Origin of the sequence: Haloferax sp. YSSS75 (genome assembly GCF_046764215.1) — an archaeon.
Lineage (GTDB): Archaea > Halobacteriota > Halobacteria > Halobacteriales > Haloferacaceae > Haloferax.
Map to the genome: position 1 here is coordinate 212046 of NZ_CP177206.1, position 21968 is coordinate 234013.

The window sequence follows — 21968 nt, forward strand, 5'->3', positions numbered from 1 at the left end:
GCCCCGTCTTAACGGGGCAGGGAGAAATGCGTGTCGGGGGCGCGGCGTCGCCGTCGGAAGAGGAAGTCGCTCGTCGGTCGTCGCGAATCACGTTCGCTGAGCGTCTGTAGTGGCCTTCGTCGTAGTCTACCGGCCCACGTTACCGCTCTCGTTCTTCGGGTGACTCGTACCGCTCTGTGACGGTGTCGAAGTACCGAGTGAGGAACTCCGTCTGAGAGAGTCCGTGTTCTTCGATGTCGACGAGGAGTCCTTCGAGTTCGCCACGTGGTTGGTGACAGAGGTCGCGATAACACTCCTTACAGAGGTGTTCGAACCGCTTGCCGTGTCGTTCCCAGCGGTTCCCCTCTTTGTCGTACTCACGCGCCGCCGACCGGAGCACTGAATCACCACACGCGATGCAGACGACAGTCTTCCGGTCCCGGTTGGTCCGGGAGCGCCACATACCGATGTGGTGGACCCACCCATACTTATCTGTTGTTCCGGTCGGTCCGCCTCGACCCTGGCAGTGCCCGCCGAGTCGGGGGTGGCCGTCGGCGCGGAGCGGTCGATTTATCGGCCATCGGCGTCCACCACACGGTATGAAGGTCAAATCTCGTCACCATCTCCGCAACGACGAAATTCAGGCGGTCAAAGAGTCGGTCCAGTCGCTCCTCGGTGTCGAAATCGACGGCGACGCCTTCGAAGCAGTGGAGTTCGCGGACGCCGACTACGAAGTCGTCCTCGTGGACGGCGAACCCGCCGTCATGTACGTCGACGACGAACCCTTCCTGACGGTCAAAGGTGCGAACCAGTTCCCGCCGACGAAGAACGTCGTCACGGTGGACGCAGGTGCCGTCTCGTTCGTCTCCAGCGGTGCGGACGTGATGCGTCCCGGCATCACCGAGGCGGACGAATCCATCTCGGCGGGTGACCTCGTCGCCATCGCCGAGGAGAACCACGGCAAGATTCTCGCAATCGGTCGCGCACTCGAAGATGGCGCGGACCTCGTCGGCGACTCCGGCAAAGTCGTCGAATCCATCCACCACGTCGGTGACGACCTGTTCGACTTCTCGGTCTGACCACGCTTCTCGGCAGTCGGTTCGCTCTGACTACTCTGTCGCGTACTTCTCGACGGCCGCTTCGTATCCCTCTCGCGCCAGTGCGAACGTCTCGCGCAAGTCGCGCAGTGGCGTCTCCGTCGCGTCCACTCGCAAGTCGTCGTAGTACGGGTCCATCTCTCTGTCTTCCGTCGTCGCGACGACGACGGCGGCGCTCTGTATCGGCAGGTCCTCGCGCTTGTCGCCACCCTCCGCGTGACCCACGCCGAGGGCGTCGATGAGTCGCTTTGCCAGCGGCTCGTCGCGTCCGGAACCCTCGTAGGAGTCGGCTACGGCATCGACCACTGAATCACCCGTGAGGAGGTTCCCCGCGACGGTGTAGTCCGACCCCGTTCGATGGCCGGCCCAGTCGTGGCACCCCTCGCCAGTGAAGGCGAACGTCCCGTCGGCGTCGACGCCGTGGAGTTGGCGCTGTTCGCGCCCGTCGTCTGCGTTCAACAGCGCTTGGAGCGCGTCGTCTACCGCGAGTCCGTCTGCGAGGTAGTCCAGTCCCTTCCGCCCGAGTTCGACGTTCGTCACCGACTGTGTCGCTATCGCGCCGTCTTCGCTCGCGTGCGGACAGAGTGCGCCCACACCGGGGAGTCGGGTGGTCACGGCGACGCCGAACCGGTGCTGGTCGGCCCCCTCGTCGTCGACGTACGTCTCGTGAACGCAGATACTGAAGGTCATACGACGACACAGGCGGAGTGCGGTAAAACAGTCGAGGGAATCGGACGAGAACGCCGGTTGTCGTCGGTCTACCGAGAGATATCGTCGATAAACGTATCGTGATGTCGATAGTTGTCTGACGTAAGAACTAACCCTCTCGTGACCGCTCTACGTCCTATGGGTATCATGAGCAAAATTCTCGGTGGGGGTGGCTCCCGGACGACCGAGGACTACGTCGAACTCGACCTCGACGACTTTGACACCGCCCGCGCATCGACCGGTATCTCGGTCCACATCGCGGAAATCGGTGGCCAGCAGGACGTTATCGCCATCAAAGACGCCGTCTACGATGGCGACATGGTCATCGCGGATATCACTCGACACACGACGTCTGACAGTACCATGGAACACATCATCGACGACTTGCGTCAGGTCGCGCGGGAAGTCGACGGCGACATCGTCCAGAAAGGTGACGACCAGCTAATCATCACCCCGACGAACGTCAACATCGCGCGCTCGAAACTCAACTCCTAACTCGGATTCTCTGGCCGCGAACGGAGGGAGCCAAACAACCGGTTCGGATGGCCCGAACCGATGGCTATTCGGTCCCCTCGTCCCTAGAGGCCTCTGAATGAGCAAGGACCACATCGAGGTTCGCGGTGCCGAAGAGCACAACCTCAAGGACCTCGACGTCCGTATCCCCCGCGAGACGTTCACTGTCGTCACCGGCCTCTCTGGCTCGGGCAAGTCCTCTCTCGCGTTCGACACCATCTACGCGGAGGGTCAGCGCCGCTACATCGAATCGCTGTCGGCGTACGCCCGCAACTTCCTCGGCCAGATGGACAAGCCGAAAGTCGAGGCCGTCGAGGGACTGTCACCGGCAATCTCTATCGACCAGAAGAACGGGGCGAACAACCCGCGTTCGACCGTCGGGACGGTCACCGAACTCCACGACTACCTGCGTCTCCTGTACGCGCGCGTCGGCACCCAGTACGACCCCATCACCGGCGAAGAAGTCGGCGAGCAGTCCGCACAGGACATGGTCGAACAGATTCTGGAACTCCCCGCAGGGACGAAAGCGAAAATCGTCGCTCCGGTCGTCCGCGACCAGAAAGGCGAGTTCAAAGACCTCTTTTCGGACCTCGTCGCCGACGGCTACGCCCGCGTCGAAGTCGACGGCGAGGAGTTCGACCTCTCGTTCGAGACGCCGGAACTCGACAAGAACTACGACCACACCATCGACGTCGTCGTCGACCGGGTGAAGGTGTCGCCGGAAGCGCGCTCTCGCATCGCCGACTCCGTGGAGACGGCACTCGAAGAGGCTCAGGGCGTGCTCAAACTCATCGTCCCCGACCCGCCGGAAGACCTGCCCTTCGCGTCGAACACGCGTTCGACCGGGTCACTCGCCGGTGAGGGCGACGACCGACTCGTCGTCGAGTTCTCCGAAGAACTCGGGAATCCGAACTCCACGTTCCGCTTTTCGGAAATCGAGACGCGGTCGTTCTCCTTCAACAGTCCGCACGGTGCCTGTCCGGAGTGTGAGGGCCTCGGCAAGGCCAAAGAGGTGGACCCTGCCCTCGTCGTCACCGACCCCTCGAAACCGCTCAAACACGTCTTCGAACCGTGGAGTTACAACCGGACCTACTACCAGCGGCAAATCGACTGCGTCGCCGAGCACTTCGGCGTCAGCGTGACCACGCCGTTCGAGGACCTAAGCGACGAGGTACAGGACGCGTTCCTCTTCGGAACCACCGAAGACGTGGTGTTCGAGTGGACGACGAAGAACGGCACGCGACACAAAGAACACCCCTTCGAGGGCGTCGTCGGCAACCTCGAACGCCGGCACGTCGAGACGGACTCCGACCGGACGCGCGACCACATCGAGGAGTTCATGGCCGTCACCACCTGCCCCGACTGTAACGGGTCGCGTCTCAAAGAGCAGTCGCGACACGTCCGCGTCGGCGGGACGACGCTCCCCGAAGTCAACCGTCTGAGCATCATCGACGCGCTCGAACATTTCGAGGGCCTCGAAGCCGAGTTGACGGACCGAGAACGGACCATCGCACAGGAGATTTGCAAGGAGATTCGTGCCCGACTTGGCTTCATGACTGAAGTCGGTCTGGAGTATCTCACACTGGACCGTGAAGCGGCGACGCTCTCGGGCGGCGAGTCACAGCGCATCCGTCTCGCGACGCAGGTCGGGTCGGGTCTCGTGGGCGTCCTCTACGTCCTCGACGAACCCTCTATCGGCCTCCACCAGCGCGACAACGACAAACTGCTCAACACGCTCGAAGGCCTGCGTGACCTCGGAAACACGCTCATCGTCGTCGAACACGACGAGGAGACGATGCGCCGGGCCGACGAGATTATCGACATGGGTCCCGGTCCGGGCAAGCGCGGCGGTGAAGTCGTCGCGCAGGGCGACTTCGACGACATCGTCGCGGCGGACAACTCCATCACTGCCGACTACCTCTCGGGCCGCAAGGACATCGACGTTCCCGACACGCGACGCGAGGGCGACGGCGAACTCGTCGTCCGCGGCGCGCGCCAGCACAACCTCAAGAACCTCGACGTACCCATCCAACTCGGGACGTTCACGGCCATCACCGGCGTCTCCGGGTCGGGCAAGTCCACGCTCATGCACGAGATTCTCTACAAGGGACTCGCCCGCCGGATGAACGACAACACCTCGGTGGACCCGGGTGAACACGACGGCATTGACGGGTACGACCAGATAGAGACGGTCCGCCTCATCGACCAGTCGCCTATCGGTCGCACGCCCCGGTCGAACCCCGCGACGTACACCGGCGTCTTCGACTACGTGCGCGAACTGTTCGCCGAGACGAAACTCTCGAAACAGCGTGGCTACGAGAAAGGTCGCTTCTCGTTCAACGTCAAGGGCGGGCGCTGTGAGGCCTGTAAAGGCCAGGGGAACGTCAAAATCGAGATGAACTTCCTCTCGGACGTCTACGTCCCCTGTGAGGAGTGTAACGGCAAGCGGTACAACGCCGAGACGCTCGACGTTCGCTACAAGGACAAGACCATCGCGGACGTGCTCCAGATGGAAGTCGACGAAGCGCTCGACTTCTTCGAGGCGAACTCACAGATTCGCCGTCGCCTCCAACTGCTCCACGACGTCGGACTGGGCTACATGCAACTCGGTCAGCCATCGACGACGCTCTCCGGTGGGGAAGCCCAGCGCGTCAAACTCGCAGAAGAACTCGGGAAGAAACAGACGGGCGACACGCTCTATCTGCTGGACGAACCGACGACGGGTCTCCACAAGGAAGACGAGCGGAAACTCATCGACGTGCTCCAGCGACTCGTGGACAACGGCAACACCGTCCTCGTAGTCGAACACGAACTGGACCTCGTGAAGAACGCCGACTACATCATCGACTTAGGGCCCGAAGGTGGCGAAAACGGCGGGAACATCGTCGCCAGCGGGACGCCCGAAGAGATTGCACAGAATCCCGACTCACACACGGGGCGATATCTCCGTGACCACCTCCCGAAAGTGGACAAAGAAGGGCCGCGTTCGGACCGTCGCAAACCGGCGAAAGTGCCGAACGACGACTGAGCGCTCGCGGTTCTGTTTTCACGTCACCGTCGCCGGAACCACCAGTAGCCCACGCCAGCGAGCGCGAGAATCGCCACCGCGGCGGGGAGGACGGGGAACGTCGTCGCCGGTTCGACGACTTCGATGGCGATTTGCTGGGTTCCGGCCGACAGTTGTCGTCCGGCGTCGTCTTTGTAACTCACGTTGACGGCGGCAACCTGTGTCTTCGGCACTGCCTCGTCGCCGACTTCCAAGTCGAAGGCGACGACGCGCGTCTCACCCGGTTCGAGTCGCGGGATGAACGCCACGGCGTCTTCGCTCGACAGTGGGCCTTCGACGAGGAGTCTGACCGTCACGTCGGTCTGTGGTGAGTCGTCGGTATTCGTCACCGCGAGCGCGAGTTGACCGGTCGAATCGACTTCGAACGTCGCGTTCTGCGGTTCCACCGAGAGCGCAGGGTTGCGCGCACTCACCGCCGCGAGTACGTCCGTCTGGTCGCTCGCTCGCATCTCGTCGCCCGGCGGGCGGTACTCGACGACGAAGGGGAGACGGCGTGTTCCCGGTGCCGTGCCGTCGGCCAGTCCGATAGCGTACTCGAAGTCGGCCGAGTCGCCCGGTCCGAGCGTCCCGACTGTCACTTCGAGGTCGGTTGGCGTCATCGTGGGGTCGGTGGGTGCGAGTCGCAGGACCACGTCACGTGCCTCGCCTTCGCCGACGTTTTCGACGGTTCCGGAGACGCTGCCGACGCCACCGACGCGGAGGCTACTCTCGGTGATGGCGACGCGGAAGGCCGGGCCGGCGCCGGGGTCGAGGCCAGCGACGAGCGATTCGGTCTTTCGCTCACCGCCGGGGTTGCGGAACGTCACGGCAACGTCGAGTGAGTAGGGCCTGTCGAGGGCGTCGTCGGCGACGCGAGTCCGGAAACTCACCTGTTTGGTCTCGCCGGGTTCCCACGTGCCGACGTAGGCCTCTGCGGCGGGTGCACCAGCACCGAACGTCACCTCGGAGTCGGTCGATTGCAGACCGACGGTGGTGCTCGTCGCAGTCGTGTCGCCGACGTTCTGGAGTTCGAGCGTCAACGTGCCGGTGTCGCCGACAGCGACGGCGGCATCGACGTCGACCAGTTCGAAGTCGGCACCGCGAATCGGGGCGATGCCGGCGACGAGTGTCCGCGAGGTCCGGTCCTGGCCATCTTCGTCGCGGTAGGCAACCGTCATGCTCACCGAGTAGTTGCGGACGATTGCGTCCTCGGCGACGCGGGTTCGGAACTCGACGCGCTTGGTCTCGCCCGCCTCCCACGACCCGACGAAACTCTCCGCCGCCGCCGCGCCGTTTCCGAAGGAAATCTCGGGGTCGGTCGACGTGATAGTCACGGTGGCGTCTTCGGCAGCTACCGGACCGACGTTCTCCAGGTCGAAGGCAATCGTCCCCGAGTCACCGACGGCGAGGGTCGAATCGACAGACTGCACGTCGAACGCGGGGCGTCGCTCGACGACGACGCGGAGGTCACGCGTAATCGTTCGACTTCGGTGCGTCGTCTCGACGTTCTCGCCGTCGACGAAGACGGAGGCGGTGTACTCGTAGGAGAGTTCGACCGGCACGTCGTAGACACCTGGCTTCGCGCCCTCAGCGACGCGGAGTCTGAGCGGGACCGGACCGGAGACGCCCTCGGCGACGGTACCGACCGGCGTCTCGCCACTGGCGACGGTTATCGGCCCGTCTGACTCCGCATCGAGGGTCAGCGCTCGGGCCGTCTGCACGAGGGCCTCGTACTCTTCGGGACCGTCTTCTGTGACGGTTCCCGTGTTGACGACGAACACCTCGACGACTGTCTCGCTACCGGCGACGAGTCGGTTGTCCGGGGCGACGAGAGAGAGGTCCGGACTCCCCGAGATGCGGGTTGCCGCCGCCGCAGTTCCGGTCGCTCCGACGAGCGAGGACAGTACTATCAGTGCCGCAAGGAGTACGACGCTCCATCGCCGTGTGTGTAGAGACATGGTGAAACAAACCGGAAGGTGGCCCTCGCTCGGTCGATTCATATTGGTTTTGTGTAATATTAACCCGCTCTCCGTCTCTCACGAGGTGAAAACGTCGCGTAAGGAATAGGTTCACACCGCTCGTATCGTTCTCTATGACCGTCCCCGCCATCGACATCGAGGGCCTGACCAAGTACTACGGGGACGTTCGCGGTATCGAGGACCTCGACCTGACGGTTCCGGAGGGAGAACTGTTCGGATTCCTCGGCCCGAACGGGGCGGGGAAATCGACGACGATTCGACTCCTCCTCGGTTTTCTCAAACCGACCGACGGAACGGCGAGCATCCTCGGTGCCCCCATCGACGACAGAGAGGAGTTCCTCGACGTTCGACACCAGATTGGTCACATCCCGGGTGACCCGCAGTTCTACGACGACGTGACGGGTCGAAAGACGCTGGACTATCTGGCGAGTCTCGGCGGCGACGAGCGACGCGACGAACTCCTCGAACGCTTCCCGGTCCCGCTCGACCGGCCGGTCCGAGGCTATTCGCGGGGAAACCGCCAGAAACTCGCCATCGTGCAGGCGTTCATGCACGATCCGCGGGTGGTCGTGATGGACGAACCGACCTCCGGGCTGGACCCCCTCGTCCAACAGGAGTTCTACGACTTCCTCCACGAGGAACGTGACCGAGGCGTGACGGTCTTCTTTTCGACCCACATCCTCGGAGAGGTCCGCCAGGTGTGCGACCAGGTGGCTATCATCCGCAACGGGCGACTCGTCGCCGTCGAAGCTATCGACGACTTACTCGAACGGAGTGGAAAGGTCGTCACGGTCCAGTCGCCGGACCCTATCGACCCTGCCGACTTCGACTTCGACGAGACCATCGACGCCCGATTCGAACCCGATGGGTCGCTCCGTCTCGTCATCTCGGGGAACTACGACGGACTGGTAGACGCGCTCGAAGGCTACCGCATCGACGACCTGGAAGTCCGCGAGACGGCCATCGAAGACGTGTTCATGCACTTCTACGACGCCGACGACGAGGGCGACAGCGGTGCCGATGGTGGTGGCGACGACGACGGTGACGATGGCGACGAGTGGCCTCACGACGAACGTCGCCACCCCACTCGTGACGACGCCGTGAGCGAAGACACAGAAGAGGTCGCTGATGCGTGAACTCGACATCGCGCTGTTCGAGTTCGACCAGCGTCGGCGTGGCATCCTCATCGTCAGCGCGTTACTGGTGGCGACGGCGGGACTCACGATTGCCGTGTTCCCCTCGTTCGGACAGGCGGACGTCGACTTCAACGAACTGCTGGAGTCGTACCCCGAAGAGTTCCGCACGGCGTTCGTCGGCAGCGTCACCGACATCTCGTCGTTGGAGGGATACCTCGTCATCGAACTCTACCAACTCGTCTGGTTGCTCATCGTCGGGAGTTACTTCGCCTACGCCGCAGGGTCGCTCATCGCCACCGAAGTCGACCGCAACTCCATCGAAATCGTCCTCGTTCGCCCCATCTCCCGGACTCGATTCGTCGTCGGGAAGTTCCTCGCGATGCTCCCGGCGATACTGGTCGTCAACCTCGCCGTCTTCGTGGCCGTCATCGTCGGCGCGGGGTTCATCGACGAAGAGATTCACTTCTCCCGACTCCTCTTGGTGCACGCAGTCGGTGGGCTCTATCTCGTCGACTGCGTCGCCGTCGGCCTGCTCGCGTCGGCGTTCTTCCAGCGCGTGCGCCGGGCACAGGGTGCCGCTATCGGCATCGTCTTCGGGACGTTCCTCCTCGACTCGCTGACGACCGACACGGACTACGAGTTCCTCGGGTCGCTGTCGCTCACCCGCTACATCGACCCCGGCGAACTCCTCGTCGCCGGCGACGTCGACTGGGGCGGAGTGGCCGTCCTCTTCGTCACCGCGTGTGTCCTCGTGGTGCTCGCCGCCGAAGTGTTCGAACGCCGCGACCTGTCCTAGCCCTCGGTACCTGTCTGCCTGCCTCGTTTTCTCCTCCGAGAGCCTACGAACTGTATGCGACTCTACACAGCAGCAGACGGTGCAGTGCTCTCCGTCTCTGGCTCGCCGGACGACCCACAGACGCGCCGCCGCCTCGACGAGCATCGAATCGAGTGCGTCGCTGCCGACGCGCGCGCCCCTGACCGTGCCTTCGCAGGAACGTTCGATGCCGGACTCTTTCGAACCACAGACGGTGGCGACACGTGGGAGCAGGTCGGTGGCGACACACTGCCCGAGTCGGTGACGAGTCTCGCTATCTCGCCCGCAGACCCGGACACGATGTACGTCGGAACCGAGCCTTCGGCGGTGTTTCGCTCGACCGATGGCGGTGCGACGTGGGCCGAACGCCCGGGGCTGACCGACCTCCCGTCGTCGTCACGGTGGGCGTTCCCGCCTCGTCCATACACCCACCACGTCCGGTGGATAGAACTGTCTCCGTCGGACCCGGACAGACTCTTCGCAGCCGTCGAAGCGGGGGCGTTGGTTCGCTCACTCGACGGCGGCGAGACGTGGCTCGACCGAGTCCCGACGAGCAAACGAGACACGCACTCGATGGCGACCCACCCCGACCGACCGGAACACGTCTGGGGGGCCGCCGGCGATGGCTACGCCGAGAGCGACGATGGCGGTGAGACGTGGACGACGCCGACAGCGGGTCTCGACCACGGGTACTGCTGGAGCGTCGCCGTCGACCCTGTGGACCCCGATTCCGTGCTCCTGACCGCCGCGTGGAGTGCGATGCGTGCCCACAACGTCGGGTCTGCGCAGAGCTATCTCTACCGGCGTCGCGGTGACGGCGCGTGGGAACGCCTCGACGACACCGGATTGCCGACCGGCGACGGTGCGACCCGTGCCGTCTTGGCGACCGGAGTCGCGGGGGGAGAGTGCTACGCCGCGAACGACCACGGCCTCTACCGGACGACCGACTTCGGCGATTCGTGGACACGCCTCGACGTCCCGTGGTCAGACACGAGACGGCCGGCAGCGGGAATCTCGGTCGTCGCGTAGTTCGATATCGACTTCGTATCACGTCCCGACCAAAGCGAGAAGATTCATTGGCCGGCGTCCCAACCGCCCGTGTATGTACGATTTCGCCGTCGTCGGCGTTGGTCCTGCCGGCGCGCGGTTCGCCCGCCGCGCAGCAGACGAGGGATACGACGTCCTCGCCTTAGAGAAAGGTGAGGTCGGAACCCCGCTGGCCTGTTCCGGTCACGTCAGCACCGACATCTGGGAGTACGTCCCCGACGAGGCACGAGAACGTCTCTTTCAGAACCGTATCTACGGTGCCGACTTCCACGTGGGCGGCCCCAACTCGAAGGCCTATCCGTTCTACAAGCAGACGGAGGTGTCGAACGTCATCGACCGCGTCCAACTCGACAAGACGCTCGCGGACGCCGCCAGCGAGGCGGGCGCGGACGTCCGCGACGGTCACACCGTCACCGCCATCGAAGAACACGACGACCGAGTCACGCTGACCGTGAGTGTCGCCGGCGAGTCCGGCACCATCGAGTTCGACGCGAAGATGGTCGCCGGATGCGACGGGCCGACTTCTCGTGTTCGTCGGTCACTCGACTTGCCGGAACCCGCCGAGACGCTCCACGGCGTCCTCGCGTTCGACCCCGAACCGGACCACGGCGACTTCGTGGACGTTCACCTCACGGTGCCGCGGTTCTTCGCGTGGCGTATCCCCCGGGGTGACGCGGGCGTCGAGTACGGCCTCGCGGCACCACCGGGCGCAGAAGTAAACGAGATGTTCGACACGCTCACGAACACCTACGACGTCGAGACGGAGCACTTCTGCTCGGGTGCGATACCCATCGGTCCGCCGGAGCGAACCACGACGCGGCGTGCCTTCCTCGTCGGTGACGCCGCCGCGCAGACGAAACCGTTCACCGGCGGTGGCATCCTCTACGGGATGACCGCCGCGGACATCGCCGTCGAGTCCATCGACCCAGACGACCCGGCGACGCTCTCGGATTACGAGACGGCGTGGCGCGACGAACTCTCGACGGAGATTCGACTCGGCCACCTCATCCGCAAGTGCTACTCGTTCCCCGAATGGCTCCAGCGTGTGGGTCTACGGTCGCTCTCCGGCGAAATCGGTGTCCACATGGACAAGCCGAGTTCGTTCTTCTCACGAGAGCACCTGAAGAAACTGCTCTGACCGACGGGCGAGTGACCGACTGCTCGAACGATAGCCCGTTCAAACGAGCGTGTCGCGCAACGTCCCCAACACGACGAGGCTCCACAGAAACACGCCGAGTCCATAGAACAGGAGGGTGAGACGAAGTGAGGTATCCGTCTCCATGGGCGACCAGAGACCCGCGTTCGACGCTACTCTATTTCCGCCCCCTTTTCGCCCGCGTGTTCGACGTTGCTGGCGCCCATCTGCCCTGCGGCACCGCCACCGAGAACGACGAGCAACAGTCCGCCGCCTGCTACCACGAGCATGTACAGTCCCGAGTGTGTCGCGAGATACACCCCTCCAACCGTGAGTAGACCGAGGAGACACGTATAGAGCACAAACGGCTTCCAGATGGATTCGAGATTCACGTGTGACCACCGTAGGAACCTGTTACAGTATAGACAGTATATCTCTTTGGGGCGGCCAGGGACACTCGCAGACGGCGATACCGTCCGCGGGTCCAGTTTTGGAACGGTACTGAATCCCGAATCCGTTCTATCGACCACTGTGACTCCGGGTACGTCGGAACTACTGTGGCTCCGGGTACGTCGGAACTACTGTGGCTCCGGGTACGTCGGAACTACTGTGACTCCGGGTACGTCGGAACTACTGTGGCTCCGGGTACGTCGGAATCCGTGCCGAGCGGGCGCTCCCCTCGACGAACGGAAGCGTCTCGACGGTGGCCGAGAGGCGTTCGCCATCCACGTCGATGGTGAGTTCGTCGGTACCGACGTCGTACTCGACCAGTGCGAAACCGATTGGTGCGTCGAGTATCGGGCTCACGGCGGCACGCGTGACAGTCCCGACGACGTCACCGTCGGCGAGGACGTCGGCACCGGCGAACGCGTCGGGTCCCTCCTCGGGGAGTCCGTCGGCGCGGACGCCGACGAGACGACGTGATGGCCGGCCACGGTTTTCCACCTTCGAGACGATTTCCTGCCCGACGAAACAGCCTTTGTCGAAGTCGAGCGCGTTGCGAACGCCGACGACGTTCGGGACGTTCCCACGGAGTTCCGACTCGAACAGGGGGGTTCCGGCCTCGGTGGTGAGACTCTCCCACGTCTGGTACCCGACGGGAATCGCCGGGTTGCCGTACAGGAGGAGGGCCTCGAACACGTCTTCGGCGTCCGTGGCGCGACAGATGAGTTCGTACCCTTCCTCACCGGTCGGATTGTCCGACGCGATGACCGTCACGCCGTACTCACCGCCGATAGACCCACGGACGAAGGTGAGTTCGGGTTCGGGTGCACCCGCCCCCGAGAGGATACTCGCTACTTTCTCGGTCGATTTCGACCCGTGGACGCCGAAGACGGCGAACTCGTCGGAGGCGTCGCGAATCGTGACGCGCTGGAGGAACGTCTTGGACCGCCACTCCTCGACGAGTGGTTCCGCGCGGTCCGGCGGCGTGAAGATGAGCAGTCGCTCACCCGCGTTGTAGACGTACATCTCCGTCTGGATACGGCCGTCCGGGTCGAGGAGGAGCGCGTAGACGCCGTGGCCGTCGTCGGCCGGAACGGTGTTCGTGACGGCGTTGTCGACGTACTCGACTCGGTCTTCGCCTTCGACGGCGACGACGCCGTATCCGTGTTCGATGACTCCGACACCGTTGCGGACGGCACGGTGCGTTCGCTCGGGTCGGCCGTAGTGGCTGACAACCTCGACTCCACCGCGCGTCTCGAACGTCGCGCCGTGGGCCTCGTGAATGCCGGCGACGAGTGTCATGACTCCCCGTTTGGTCTCGGTGGGTAAAACCCTCACACTCCACGGTCACGCTGCCGGGGTGTCGCCGCGTCGCTACAGGCCGAGGCGTTCGCGGAGACGGTCAAACAGCGATGCGTCGTTCGTCGGTTCTTCGCTCGGGTCCGGCACGACTCGCTCGTCTGGATGGATGAGGACGCGCTGTTGTCCCTCCTCGACCACGATTAGTCCCTCCGATTTCAACGCCGACAGCGCGTCTTCGATGGTGTCGATGTCGGCGTCGACGGCAGCTCGGAGTTCGAATACCGTCATCCCTTCGTCGTGGCGGTCGACGAGCGCGTCGAGTACCGCGACTTCGATGTCGCGGCGGTTCCGATACTCCCGCCTCGCTCTCATAGCCGATACATCGTTCGCCTCCCGTTTACCTGTACCGCCCGTCTGACATTCGTCTGACGGTCAGGGGGTAGATTTTTGTTCCCGAACCCCGGAATCCTCCCGTAATGGGACTTACTTGCCGTCTTCTCGGGCACTCGTACGGAGAACCCGAGACGGAACGGGAGCGTGAGGAACGCGGTGACGAGGTGGTCGTGTCCATCAAAGAACTGCAGGTGTGTAGCCGATGTGGTCGTGAACAGGTCATAAGCGAGAACAAGGAGGTCACTGCCATTCGGACGCCAGAGGAAGTCGGGATGACGGAAGGGGAGGCCGAAACTGCCGCCGCTGGCTTCGAACCCGCGAACCCGAGGCCGGGAACAGACGACGCGGACGAACCGACTCCCGGTGCCAGTTCGGGGACACAGGAGGCCGAGAGCGCACCGGAAATCGAGACTGCGCCCGACCCGGAGACCAAGGCCGAAGTCGAAGCGGAGACAGAGGCGGAGACACAGTCGGCGCCGGAGCACCCGACTGCGGGTGAGGTAGACGAGGAGGCCGAACCCGACGTCACGGACGACGCAATCATCCTCGACGACGACGACGAAGACGAGGTTCAGCGAGACCGGACGCAGTGGCCGGACCAGGTGGACGACGTCGATACCGAGGATACGGTGCCTAAACCCAGTGCCGACGCCGACGACGCGGAGTTCATCGACGCCGACGCGGAGGTGGACTCCGAGGACACCACCCAACAGACGCGAGAGCGCGGTGCATGGCCCGAGGCGTCCGGTGAAGACCAGGGATGGGACGCGGAACCCGACGACGGCGAACCTGTCTCCGTCTCGTTCGGTGGCGGTCTGACACCCGAAGGAGAGGGGTCCGTCGAGTCCGCCTCGAACGGCGAGTTCATCGAAGCGGGCGGCGAAGACGAGTTCGTGCGCGCGGACGAGGCGAGTCTCGGAAGCGAGACGCCGGACAAATCTATCGAGTACTACTGTCCGAACTGTGGACACTCGCGCGGTGCCTCCGCGTCGTCGATGCGGGCGGGCGACATCTGCCCCGAGTGTAGAAAAGGGTATATCGCAGAGCGCCAAGCATGACCGCGTCACGGTCTTTCAGGCGTCGGAGAGTCACGAAACAGGTAAACCATCCCCTCACGAAGGTGGCCGCATGAAGGAGTACAAGATGCGTCGTGGGGAGACGCTCGAAGAGCGTATACCGGACATGAAAGCGACCGTCGAGGACTACTTCGGACCCATCACGGGCACCGAGGAGTTCAAAGGGAGCGACCTCTACGTCGTCGGTGAACCGAAGAACCCCGTGTTCAAGCGCGTCGTCGTCGGCGCTGTCAAGTACAGCGGCAAGAAGGACAAACTTGCCGTCAACTTCGAAGAACAAGACCCGACCGAACTCGGCCCCGAGGACCTCGAATCCGCGGGTGAGGCTGTCAGCGCCAAGAACGAGTTCCTGCTCGAAGCGACGGGTCGCGACGCGAAGTCGCGCCGCGAATCCATGAAGCGTGCTGTCGAAGACGACGCACCGGACTACTGAACCAGTCGAACGACGTTCGACTTTCTCTCGGACCCCCTACCGGCGAGCGACTGCTCTCGCTGTCGTGCCCCCGTGTGACGACGGAACATACATATTGCTACCACTTGTCACCTTACGTGAGTGGCGACGAGCGACTGCAGAAATATTTTTTCGGAGCCGAGTAAACATTCGCCACGGTTAAGTGACGCGGGAACGAACGGTCTGGCATGGCTATCGAAACTATCGTTCTCGGTGTCGCTGCGAGCGACACAGACCGAGTCGACCGACTCGTCGAAGAGACCATCGACGTCGCCGGACCGACCGGTGCACACGTCGTCGTCAGTCACGTCTTCACCAAAGAGGAGTACAACGATGCACTCGACAACCTCGAATTCGACGTAACGGCCGAGGAAGTCTCGGGCGACGACGTGGCACGCCGCCACTCGATAGTTCGTGACGTCGTCAAGGAGTTAGAGGACGCTAACATCTCGTTCGAGGTGCGGGGTCCCATCGGCGACCACGCGGAGAAACTCGTCGAACTGGCAGGCGACGTCGATGCCGACCGCCTCATCGTCGGTGGTCGCAAACGGTCGCCGGCAGGGAAGGCCGTCTTCGGCAGTCTCGCACAGGAGGTCATGCTCGAATCGCCCTGTCCCGTGACGTTCGTCCGCGCGGACACGAAGTAACTCGACGCGCAGCGTTTCGTTCTCGTCACTGGGGTTACATACATATCGGTGCCGAGCGTCGGTACCCCCATGGACCACAGCATCGAATACCGTCCATCGTTTGCCCTCCTCACAGTCTCTCTCGACCAGGGAGAGTCGGTTCGTTCGGAAGCGGGGGCGATGGTGAGTTACGCAGATGGCATCGATATCCAGACGGAGGCACGGGGTGGCATCCTCGGGTCGCTCAAGCGGAGCGTCCTCGGCGGTGAGTCGTTCTTCCAGAACACCTTCGTGGCGAATCAGGCCGGCGACGTCTCGTTCGCACCGCCGCTCCCCGGTGATATCGTCCACCAGCATCTCGACGACGAGACACTGTACGTCCAGTCCGGGTCGTACCTCGCGTCGGACGTGGACCTCGAACTCGACACCTCCTTCGGCGGCGCGAAGACGTTCTTCGGCAGTGAAGGCCTGTTCCTCCTGCAGTTGGAGGGAACCGGCGACAGTTTCCTGTCGAGTTACGGTGCTATCCACGAAGTCGAACTCGAAGACGGGGAACGCTACACGGTGGACACGGGCCACATCGTCGCCTTCGACGGGACGACGAACTTCACCGTCGAGCGTGTCGGCGGCCTCAAATCGACGCTCTTCAGCGGCGAAGGACTCGTCTGTACGTTCACAGGACCGGGGACCGTCTGGCTCCAGTCGCGGAGTATGGATTCGTTCCTCTCGTGGCTGATTCCCCAACTTCCGTCGAACACCTCGTCACAGTGAACGCTCGTCTGATACCGATGTGGGAATCGCTACCGCTCCGCGAGTAAATCAGCGCAAATCCCGCTTAGTTAAGTGGTGTGCGCATCCCTATGGACACAATGGCGTACTACGTGGGTGTCGACCTCGGGGCGACGAACGTCCGCTCGGTCGTAGCCGACGACGAGGGAGAAATCATCGGACAGGCCCATGACACAACACCTCGCGGACCGACTGGCATCGCCGTCACCGAGGCGGTTCTCGGCGTCGTCCGCCGGGCCTGTGACGAGGCAGGTATCGAACCGTCTGAAGCAGTGGCGGCGGGAATCGCTGCAATCGGACCGCTCGACTTGGCCGAAGGCGCAGTCGAGAACCCGGCGAACCTTCCAGACACCATCGACCGGATTCCACTGACCGGCCCGATTTCGGTCCTCTTGGACACGGACGACGTGTACCTCCACAACGACACCAACGCCGGTGTTATCGGCGAGCGGTTCCACTCCGACCGGAACCCCGACGATATGGTGTATCTGACTATCTCTTCCGGTGTCGGTGCGGGCGTCTGCGTCGATGGCCACGTCATCTCCGGGTGGGACGGCAACGCCGGCGAAGTCGGCCACATGACACTCGACCCGAACGGATTCATGACCTGTGGTTGTGGCCACGACGGCCACTGGGAGGGATACTGCTCCGGCAACAACATCCCGGAGTACGCACGCGAACTTCACCAGGAAGACCCGGTCGAGACGGCACTTCCGGTAGACGACCCCGACTTCTCCGCCGTCGACGTGTTCGAACACGCCGGCGACGACGATTTCGCCGACTACGTCATCCACCAGGTCGGCCACTGGAACGCGATGGGTGTGGCGAACATCGTCCACGCGTACGCGCCGCTTATCATCTACGTCGGCGGGGCCGTCGCACTCAACAACCCCGACCTGATTTTGGACCCGATTCGCGACAAGATGAGCGACATGGTGATGTCGAACATCCCGGAGATTCAACTCACGACGCTCGGCGACGAAGTCGTCGTCGAGGGGGCAGTTGCAAGCGCGATGACCGGCGGAACCGGTGACCGGTCGCGACTGTAAGGTCGAGACGTGTCGCCAGCCACGGCACGAGAGTGACCGACGACTGACCGTCCCGAGTTGTCGATACCACACCGAGAAGCCCTCGCAGTTACGCTCGGCGAGAATCACCAGTGACCGCGTACCCCGGTGCAGTCACCGGATTGATATTCGAATCCAGAGGCAGTTATCTTGTGTGATATTCGGTTGCGTACTCTTATATGGGTCCTCTGAAAACTCGTGTTCGTGCACCCGACGGTGCCCACATCGTGGGTGCGTCTGTCGGCGTCCCCGTTCCCGCCGACTCGATTGGTGCACGGGCGTTCCACCGGAAGTTGCGAACGGGACTCAGCCGGTACCCCCCACCACCACTACCGGCTAGCTGACAGCGCCGAGCGGGAATCTCCCACCACCCACCCACCCACCCGGATTCCCCATCTCTCGGCGTCTCTTTACTTCTCGGGCGCCCAACTCACTCGCCGAGGAGCGCCGTCCGATTTTTCAGCTCTGAACCCCGAGTAACAGTGTGGACCGCCGTCAATTCCTCCGCGTGACTGGTGGCACCCTTCTGGCAGGTGCTGTCGGGACGTCTCGCCGCGCTGGTGCCCATCCAGGTCCGTTCGAACCACTGGGCTCCGTCGACATCGACGGTGCCAAAGAGGTGGTCCTCTCCGCCGACGGGAAGACGGCGTTCGTCGCCGCGACGAGCGGATACGTCACCGTCGACGTGTCGTCGCCCGACCGGCCGCGCATCCTCGCAGAGCGACGCGGACTCCTCTCGGACCACGACGATGGCCCCTTCCGAAACATCTACGACGTCAAACTCGACGGCGAAACGCTCCTCGCCGTCGGGCCAGCGAATCCACTCCCCGGGTCACCGGCGGGCGTGCTCGTCGTCGACGTCTCCGACCCGGCGGCCCCCGTAGAGCAGACGTTCCACGAGACGGACTACCCCATCCACAACTGCTTCGCTGCCGACGGGCGAGCGTATCTGACCGCCAACGACGGCGACGAGAACCCGGTGGTCGTCCTCGACGTCGAGACGGGCGACGAACTCGGCCGCTGGTCTGTCGTCTCGGCGGACGAACGATGGGCGGACGTTCCAACGAGGGTCCGGGCCGTCCACGACGTGTGGGTGCAAGACGGCGTCGCCGCCATCTCGCTGTGGGACGCCGGGACGTGGCTCGTCGACGTCTCCGACCCCGGCGACCCGTCGGTGTTGGGGTCGGTCGGTGCTGGCGACCCCGCAGAACTCACGTCGCTCTCCGCGGACCAACAGCGAACCACGGGCCGGACGCCGCCCGGGAACCACCACTCTGCGGCGACGGACGAGTCGGGTGACCTCCTCGGCATCGGCATCGAGTCGTGGGGTATCGAAGTCACCAGGGACGACGAGACGACGGAACTCGTCGGCGGTCCGAGCGGTGTCGAACTGTGGGACATCTCGAATCCAGCGAGTCCCACACGTCTCTCGACTATCGACCCCCCTCCGAGTCCCGCGCCGACGATTGGGGGCGTCTGGACGACTGCACACAACTTCGACTTCCACGACGGGTTCCTCTACTCGTCGTGGTATCGCGGCGGTGTCAAACGACACGACGTCTCGGACCCGTCGAATCCGGTCGAACTCTCGTGGTGGCGCGACCCGGAACGGGCGAGTTTCTGGGCCGCCCAGTACGCCTATCCGTTCGCCGACGAGGGCGTCTTCGTCGCGTCGAGTTGGGGTGTCGATGACGTGTCGCCCGCGCTCTACACCTTCCCGGACCACGCGGGCGAACAACGAGACTCACCGGCGCTCGACACGGAGGCCACACCCGACTCGACGGCGACACAGACGACTGCCCGCGAGACTGAGACGACTACGACGGATACCGCCTCCAGAGCTGACGTTCCGGGATTCGGCATCGGCGTCGGTGCCGCCGCGTTCGGTGCCGCTGGGTGGTTGTACCGCCGTCGTGCTCGGCAACAGCGCGAGTAAACTATCACGAACGACCGAGACAGGCTTTCTCTCGCCCGTCGATACGTGGGGAGAACCGTTCCATTCTAATTCATGGGTCCCGAACAGTGACGATATGAGCGACGAGTCGGAGAGCCTGAAAGAGCGTGTCGAGACGTGGATGGTCGGTCAGATGCCGATTATCCAGATGCACGGCGGCAACAGCGTCGTGCGCAAGGCCGACGCGGAGTCGGGAGAAGTCGTCGTCGAACTCGGGGGGGCGTGCGCGGGGTGCGGCATCAGCAACGTCACCGCCCAGAACATCCAGTCGGACCTCATCATGGAGTTCCCGGAGATAGAAGACGTGCAGGTGAAAGTCCCCAGTTCGGGTGACCACGGGAGCAGCACTGTCGAAGGTGGCCGCGGCGGCGAGTTGCAGTACGGTGGCGAAGGACCCGGGCACTTCTGACCCACTTTTTTACGGTTCGGGGTCGCTACGCGACCCGCTCACCGTAAAAACCTGGAGGAAAAAAGGCCGAACCTCACTCCGCTCAGTTCGGTCAGTAACCTCGGCGTCTTCCAAAGCTGTTACGCCTAACTGGACAGCGCCGACTCCAGACTAGACGCCACCGACCGGGCTTTTTCGGCCAGTTCTTCGGAGATGTTGCCGGCCTCGACTGCTTCGTCTAACTCGTCGTCGTCCACGCGCTCAACTGTTCCATCGGTGTGTTTCACCACGTCGACGTGCAGGTCCACGTACCGAACCTGCTTGGGGAAACACTCGACTGGCGTACAGATGTTGACGTAGGTGCCTTTGACCTGTCCTTCAGAATCGCGGTAGACCGTCGGATACCACCAGCGTCCTTCGCGGAACTTCGTCACCGCGACGTCGCCCGACTCGCGTTCGACGCCGAGGGCGTCGTAGGTGCCGCCACCACTCATCTGCCGGCGAATTTCGATGGTACCGTCGCCGTCTCGTGCGGTGACTTCACCCGACCCGAGTTCGATGAGTCGTCCATCGGGTTTCCCGTGGCCGATGCCCACGTCGTCGCCTTCGAGGGGGCCGAACTGGGCCGTCACCACGTCGAACGGGAACTCGCCCTCCCCGGCCGACTCACAGAGTGCCTCTGCGAGGTCCACACCGGCAGACGCCTTCGAGGAGGCGGCCTTGGTGCGGTGGTGGCCGGGCATCGTCGTCTCGACAGCGCGACGGTGTTCGTCGAGTTCGAACCGCGTCTCGCGCCCGAACCACAGCCAATTCGTCGCCGTCGGAGACGCGACGACCCGGGGTGCATCTACCGGGTCGTCGAGGACCGCATCGAGTTCGGCAGCGATGGCCGCCGCTCGGTCGAGTGCGTCGTTCAGCGCGCCCATGTCGGCGTCGACGGCGTCGCGGTGCCAGCGGATTCCCCACCCATCAGGTGGGTCGCCGCCGAGGAGGTCGGTCATCCCGGCGAGTTCTCTGGCGGCCGCTTCGTCGCGGGTGTCCACGCGGACGCCCTCCGAATCCGGTTCGAGCGTCGCGAGACCGGCGAGAGCGCGGATATCGCCCGTCAGTTCGGGGCGTCGGTCGGCCCACGGCGGGGCCGAGTCGGAGACTTGCACTCGAACCTCGTCACCGACTTCGACGTGGCCGTCGACGTCGCCGTACGAGAGGTAGCCCTCGGTTGCACCGAGGTCACAGAGTGCGCCGCTTCCCAGTGTCTCGGTCACGCGAGCGTCGAACACTGCGCCGGTCGGAGCGGGGTCCTCCCAGTCGAACGTGTCGAGGGCGAGGTCACGAAGGTGGTCGGTTGCCGTCGCAACCGCCTCAGGTGTTCCAGAGACACCGACGCCCTGCCGGTCGCGGGTCGTCTCGACGGCCACGTCGTGGTCGGCGGATTCGAAGTCGGCGTCGAACCGTTCTCGAATCGGCCCGGACGCCTGTACCACGTCGTGGCCGGCGTCGAGGAACAACCGCGTCAGTGCGGTGGTGTAGATGCCTCGGACGCGAACCTTCATAGGTCGTCTGCGCTTCGTGCGAACTTCACGCGCCCGTCGACGGTCGGTCCGAGTGTGAGTTCGACCGTCGTTTCGGAGAGGACGCGGCCACCTTCGATGGGGACGCCCCACGAGTCGAACTTGAGATATCCGCGGAGGGACGCACCGTGGGTGTAGATATCGACGTGGTCGACCGTGTGTTCCTGGACGTCGCTGGCGCTGTGGGCCATCTCCATGTCCGAGTAGAACGTTCCGCCGTCACCGAAGAACGCCGCGAGACCCTCGGCGTCTTCTTCGACGGCCGCGCGGACGCGTTCGGACGCTTCTCGAAGCTCCTCGGTATCGAGGCCAACCGCTCGGAGCGCCGCCTGTTCGCGGGGGTCGAAGTGCATGTCCGGCTTTTCGGCGTGGAGGTTTTAACTTCACTCGTTCGGGCACGACGCCACCCCCGCGCCGAAGGAATTACCCGTCGTGCAGGTGATACGGCAGACG

The 21968-nt window shown here is 63.8% G+C and carries 22 protein-coding genes; 14 read left to right on the forward strand and 8 right to left on the reverse strand.

Annotated features, from left to right (window positions below):
• Positions 1 to 139: 139 nt before the first annotated feature.
• On the reverse strand, positions 140 to 442 hold the full coding sequence (locus ACK3R5_RS01185) for a hypothetical protein (protein ID WP_411967791.1): 303 nt from the start codon (positions 440 to 442) through the stop codon (positions 140 to 142).
• Positions 443 to 578: 136 nt separating this feature from the next.
• Here ACK3R5_RS01185 and ACK3R5_RS01190 point away from each other — a divergent pair, with 136 nt between their 5' ends.
• Positions 579 to 1058, forward strand: coding sequence for an RNA-binding protein (locus tag ACK3R5_RS01190; RefSeq protein WP_411965250.1), 480 nt, complete (start codon positions 579 to 581; stop codon positions 1056 to 1058).
• Positions 1059 to 1088: 30 nt separating this feature from the next.
• Here the strand turns inward: ACK3R5_RS01190 and ACK3R5_RS01195 are convergent, their stop codons facing one another.
• On the reverse strand, positions 1089 to 1766 hold the full coding sequence (locus ACK3R5_RS01195) for a DUF1028 domain-containing protein (protein WP_411967792.1): 678 nt from the start codon (positions 1764 to 1766) through the stop codon (positions 1089 to 1091).
• Positions 1767 to 1922: 156 nt separating this feature from the next.
• Here ACK3R5_RS01195 and sepF point away from each other — a divergent pair, with 156 nt between their 5' ends.
• Together sepF and uvrA are read left to right on the forward strand one after the other, a co-directional pair.
• Entirely contained in the window at positions 1923 to 2279 is a 357-nt protein-coding gene (gene sepF / locus ACK3R5_RS01200) for a cell division protein SepF (protein WP_411965252.1), read from the forward strand.
• A gap of 97 nt (positions 2280 to 2376) precedes the next feature.
• Positions 2377 to 5325, forward strand: coding sequence for an excinuclease ABC subunit UvrA (gene uvrA, locus ACK3R5_RS01205; protein ID WP_411967793.1), 2949 nt, complete (start codon positions 2377 to 2379; stop codon positions 5323 to 5325).
• Between the two features lie 23 nt (positions 5326 to 5348).
• Here uvrA and ACK3R5_RS01210 read toward each other — a convergent pair whose 3' ends face one another.
• Complete coding sequence (locus tag ACK3R5_RS01210) at positions 5349 to 7301, reverse strand: COG1361 S-layer family protein (RefSeq protein WP_411967794.1); 1953 nt, start codon at positions 7299 to 7301, stop codon at positions 5349 to 5351.
• A 134-nt stretch (positions 7302 to 7435) separates the two neighbouring features.
• Here ACK3R5_RS01210 and ACK3R5_RS01215 point away from each other — a divergent pair, with 134 nt between their 5' ends.
• The 4 genes from ACK3R5_RS01215 (at position 7436) to ACK3R5_RS01230 (ending at position 11457) form a co-directional block, all read left to right on the forward strand.
• Positions 7436 to 8458 carry an ABC transporter ATP-binding protein gene (locus ACK3R5_RS01215; RefSeq protein WP_411965255.1) on the forward strand — a complete coding sequence of 341 codons (1023 nt, stop codon included), beginning with the start codon at positions 7436 to 7438 and terminating at the stop codon, positions 8456 to 8458.
• On the forward strand, positions 8451 to 9254 hold the full coding sequence (locus tag ACK3R5_RS01220; RefSeq protein ID WP_411965256.1) for an ABC transporter permease subunit: 804 nt from the start codon (positions 8451 to 8453) through the stop codon (positions 9252 to 9254). The genes ACK3R5_RS01215 and ACK3R5_RS01220 overlap by 8 nt, the downstream gene beginning before the upstream one ends.
• Positions 9255 to 9308: 54 nt before the next feature.
• Positions 9309 to 10301: a WD40/YVTN/BNR-like repeat-containing protein gene (locus tag ACK3R5_RS01225; protein ID WP_411967795.1), complete on the forward strand. Its 993-nt coding sequence runs from the start codon at positions 9309 to 9311 to the stop codon at positions 10299 to 10301.
• A gap of 73 nt (positions 10302 to 10374) precedes the next feature.
• Positions 10375 to 11457: a geranylgeranyl reductase family protein gene (locus ACK3R5_RS01230; protein ID WP_411967796.1), complete on the forward strand. Its 1083-nt coding sequence runs from the start codon at positions 10375 to 10377 to the stop codon at positions 11455 to 11457.
• 170 nt (positions 11458 to 11627) lie between these two features.
• Here ACK3R5_RS01230 and ACK3R5_RS01235 read toward each other — a convergent pair whose 3' ends face one another.
• The 3 genes from ACK3R5_RS01235 to ACK3R5_RS01245 form a co-directional block, all read right to left on the reverse strand.
• Complete coding sequence (locus tag ACK3R5_RS01235) at positions 11628 to 11846, reverse strand: hypothetical protein (protein WP_411967797.1); 219 nt, start codon at positions 11844 to 11846, stop codon at positions 11628 to 11630.
• Positions 11847 to 12084: 238 nt separating this feature from the next.
• Entirely contained in the window at positions 12085 to 13200 is a 1116-nt protein-coding gene (locus ACK3R5_RS01240) for an aminomethyltransferase family protein (RefSeq protein ID WP_411967798.1), read from the reverse strand.
• Positions 13201 to 13272: 72 nt separating this feature from the next.
• The gene (locus tag ACK3R5_RS01245) at positions 13273 to 13572 is read right to left on the reverse strand and encodes a DUF6432 family protein (protein ID WP_411965261.1); all 300 of its coding nucleotides are present in this window, start codon (positions 13570 to 13572) and stop codon (positions 13273 to 13275) included.
• Between the two features lie 104 nt (positions 13573 to 13676).
• Between ACK3R5_RS01245 and ACK3R5_RS01250 the strand changes: the two genes are divergently transcribed.
• The 7 genes from ACK3R5_RS01250 (at position 13677) to ACK3R5_RS01280 (ending at position 19965) form a co-directional block, all read left to right on the forward strand.
• Positions 13677 to 14651: a hypothetical protein gene (locus tag ACK3R5_RS01250; RefSeq protein WP_411965262.1), complete on the forward strand. Its 975-nt coding sequence runs from the start codon at positions 13677 to 13679 to the stop codon at positions 14649 to 14651.
• Positions 14652 to 14721: 70 nt separating this feature from the next.
• Entirely contained in the window at positions 14722 to 15102 is a 381-nt protein-coding gene (locus ACK3R5_RS01255; protein WP_411965263.1) for a DUF5611 family protein, read from the forward strand.
• 206 nt (positions 15103 to 15308) lie between these two features.
• Positions 15309 to 15767: a universal stress protein gene (locus tag ACK3R5_RS01260; protein WP_411965264.1), complete on the forward strand. Its 459-nt coding sequence runs from the start codon at positions 15309 to 15311 to the stop codon at positions 15765 to 15767.
• 69 nt (positions 15768 to 15836) lie between these two features.
• Positions 15837 to 16517, forward strand: coding sequence for a TIGR00266 family protein (locus ACK3R5_RS01265; RefSeq protein WP_411967799.1), 681 nt, complete (start codon positions 15837 to 15839; stop codon positions 16515 to 16517).
• 98 nt (positions 16518 to 16615) lie between these two features.
• Positions 16616 to 17584 (forward strand): ROK family protein, encoded by a 969-nt coding sequence (locus tag ACK3R5_RS01270; protein WP_411965266.1) that lies wholly within the window; start codon positions 16616 to 16618, stop codon positions 17582 to 17584.
• A gap of 502 nt (positions 17585 to 18086) precedes the next feature.
• Positions 18087 to 19538 (forward strand): LVIVD repeat-containing protein, encoded by a 1452-nt coding sequence (locus ACK3R5_RS01275; protein WP_411967800.1) that lies wholly within the window; start codon positions 18087 to 18089, stop codon positions 19536 to 19538.
• Between the two features lie 94 nt (positions 19539 to 19632).
• On the forward strand, positions 19633 to 19965 hold the full coding sequence (locus ACK3R5_RS01280; RefSeq protein WP_411965268.1) for a NifU family protein: 333 nt from the start codon (positions 19633 to 19635) through the stop codon (positions 19963 to 19965).
• A 125-nt stretch (positions 19966 to 20090) separates the two neighbouring features.
• Here the strand turns inward: ACK3R5_RS01280 and ACK3R5_RS01285 are convergent, their stop codons facing one another.
• Both ACK3R5_RS01285 and ACK3R5_RS01290 read right to left on the reverse strand, forming a co-directional pair.
• Entirely contained in the window at positions 20091 to 21497 is a 1407-nt protein-coding gene (locus ACK3R5_RS01285) for a DUF402 domain-containing protein (protein ID WP_411967801.1), read from the reverse strand.
• Complete coding sequence (locus ACK3R5_RS01290; protein ID WP_411967802.1) at positions 21494 to 21868, reverse strand: hypothetical protein; 375 nt, start codon at positions 21866 to 21868, stop codon at positions 21494 to 21496. Before ACK3R5_RS01290 ends, ACK3R5_RS01285 begins: the two co-directional genes overlap by 4 nt.
• Between the last annotated feature and the right edge of the window lie 100 nt (positions 21869 to 21968).

Coding starts and splice junctions, on each gene's coding strand:
- ACK3R5_RS01185 (WP_411967791.1), bottom strand. CDS start 442: ATGTGGCGCTCCCGGACCAACCGGGACCGGAAGACTGTCGTCTGCATC.
- ACK3R5_RS01190 (WP_411965250.1), top strand. CDS start 579: ATGAAGGTCAAATCTCGTCACCATCTCCGCAACGACGAAATTCAGGCG.
- ACK3R5_RS01195 (WP_411967792.1), bottom strand. CDS start 1,766: ATGACCTTCAGTATCTGCGTTCACGAGACGTACGTCGACGACGAGGGG.
- sepF (WP_411965252.1), top strand. CDS start 1,923: ATGGGTATCATGAGCAAAATTCTCGGTGGGGGTGGCTCCCGGACGACC.
- uvrA (WP_411967793.1), top strand. CDS start 2,377: ATGAGCAAGGACCACATCGAGGTTCGCGGTGCCGAAGAGCACAACCTC.
- ACK3R5_RS01210 (WP_411967794.1), bottom strand. CDS start 7,301: ATGTCTCTACACACACGGCGATGGAGCGTCGTACTCCTTGCGGCACTG.
- ACK3R5_RS01215 (WP_411965255.1), top strand. CDS start 7,436: ATGACCGTCCCCGCCATCGACATCGAGGGCCTGACCAAGTACTACGGG.
- ACK3R5_RS01220 (WP_411965256.1), top strand. CDS start 8,451: ATGCGTGAACTCGACATCGCGCTGTTCGAGTTCGACCAGCGTCGGCGT.
- ACK3R5_RS01225 (WP_411967795.1), top strand. CDS start 9,309: ATGCGACTCTACACAGCAGCAGACGGTGCAGTGCTCTCCGTCTCTGGC.
- ACK3R5_RS01230 (WP_411967796.1), top strand. CDS start 10,375: ATGTACGATTTCGCCGTCGTCGGCGTTGGTCCTGCCGGCGCGCGGTTC.
- ACK3R5_RS01240 (WP_411967798.1), bottom strand. CDS start 13,200: ATGACACTCGTCGCCGGCATTCACGAGGCCCACGGCGCGACGTTCGAG.
- ACK3R5_RS01245 (WP_411965261.1), bottom strand. CDS start 13,572: ATGAGAGCGAGGCGGGAGTATCGGAACCGCCGCGACATCGAAGTCGCG.
- ACK3R5_RS01250 (WP_411965262.1), top strand. CDS start 13,677: ATGGGACTTACTTGCCGTCTTCTCGGGCACTCGTACGGAGAACCCGAG.
- ACK3R5_RS01255 (WP_411965263.1), top strand. CDS start 14,722: ATGAAGGAGTACAAGATGCGTCGTGGGGAGACGCTCGAAGAGCGTATA.
- ACK3R5_RS01260 (WP_411965264.1), top strand. CDS start 15,309: ATGGCTATCGAAACTATCGTTCTCGGTGTCGCTGCGAGCGACACAGAC.
- ACK3R5_RS01265 (WP_411967799.1), top strand. CDS start 15,837: ATGGACCACAGCATCGAATACCGTCCATCGTTTGCCCTCCTCACAGTC.
- ACK3R5_RS01270 (WP_411965266.1), top strand. CDS start 16,616: ATGGCGTACTACGTGGGTGTCGACCTCGGGGCGACGAACGTCCGCTCG.
- ACK3R5_RS01280 (WP_411965268.1), top strand. CDS start 19,633: ATGAGCGACGAGTCGGAGAGCCTGAAAGAGCGTGTCGAGACGTGGATG.
- ACK3R5_RS01285 (WP_411967801.1), bottom strand. CDS start 21,497: ATGAAGGTTCGCGTCCGAGGCATCTACACCACCGCACTGACGCGGTTG.
- ACK3R5_RS01290 (WP_411967802.1), bottom strand. CDS start 21,868: ATGCACTTCGACCCCCGCGAACAGGCGGCGCTCCGAGCGGTTGGCCTC.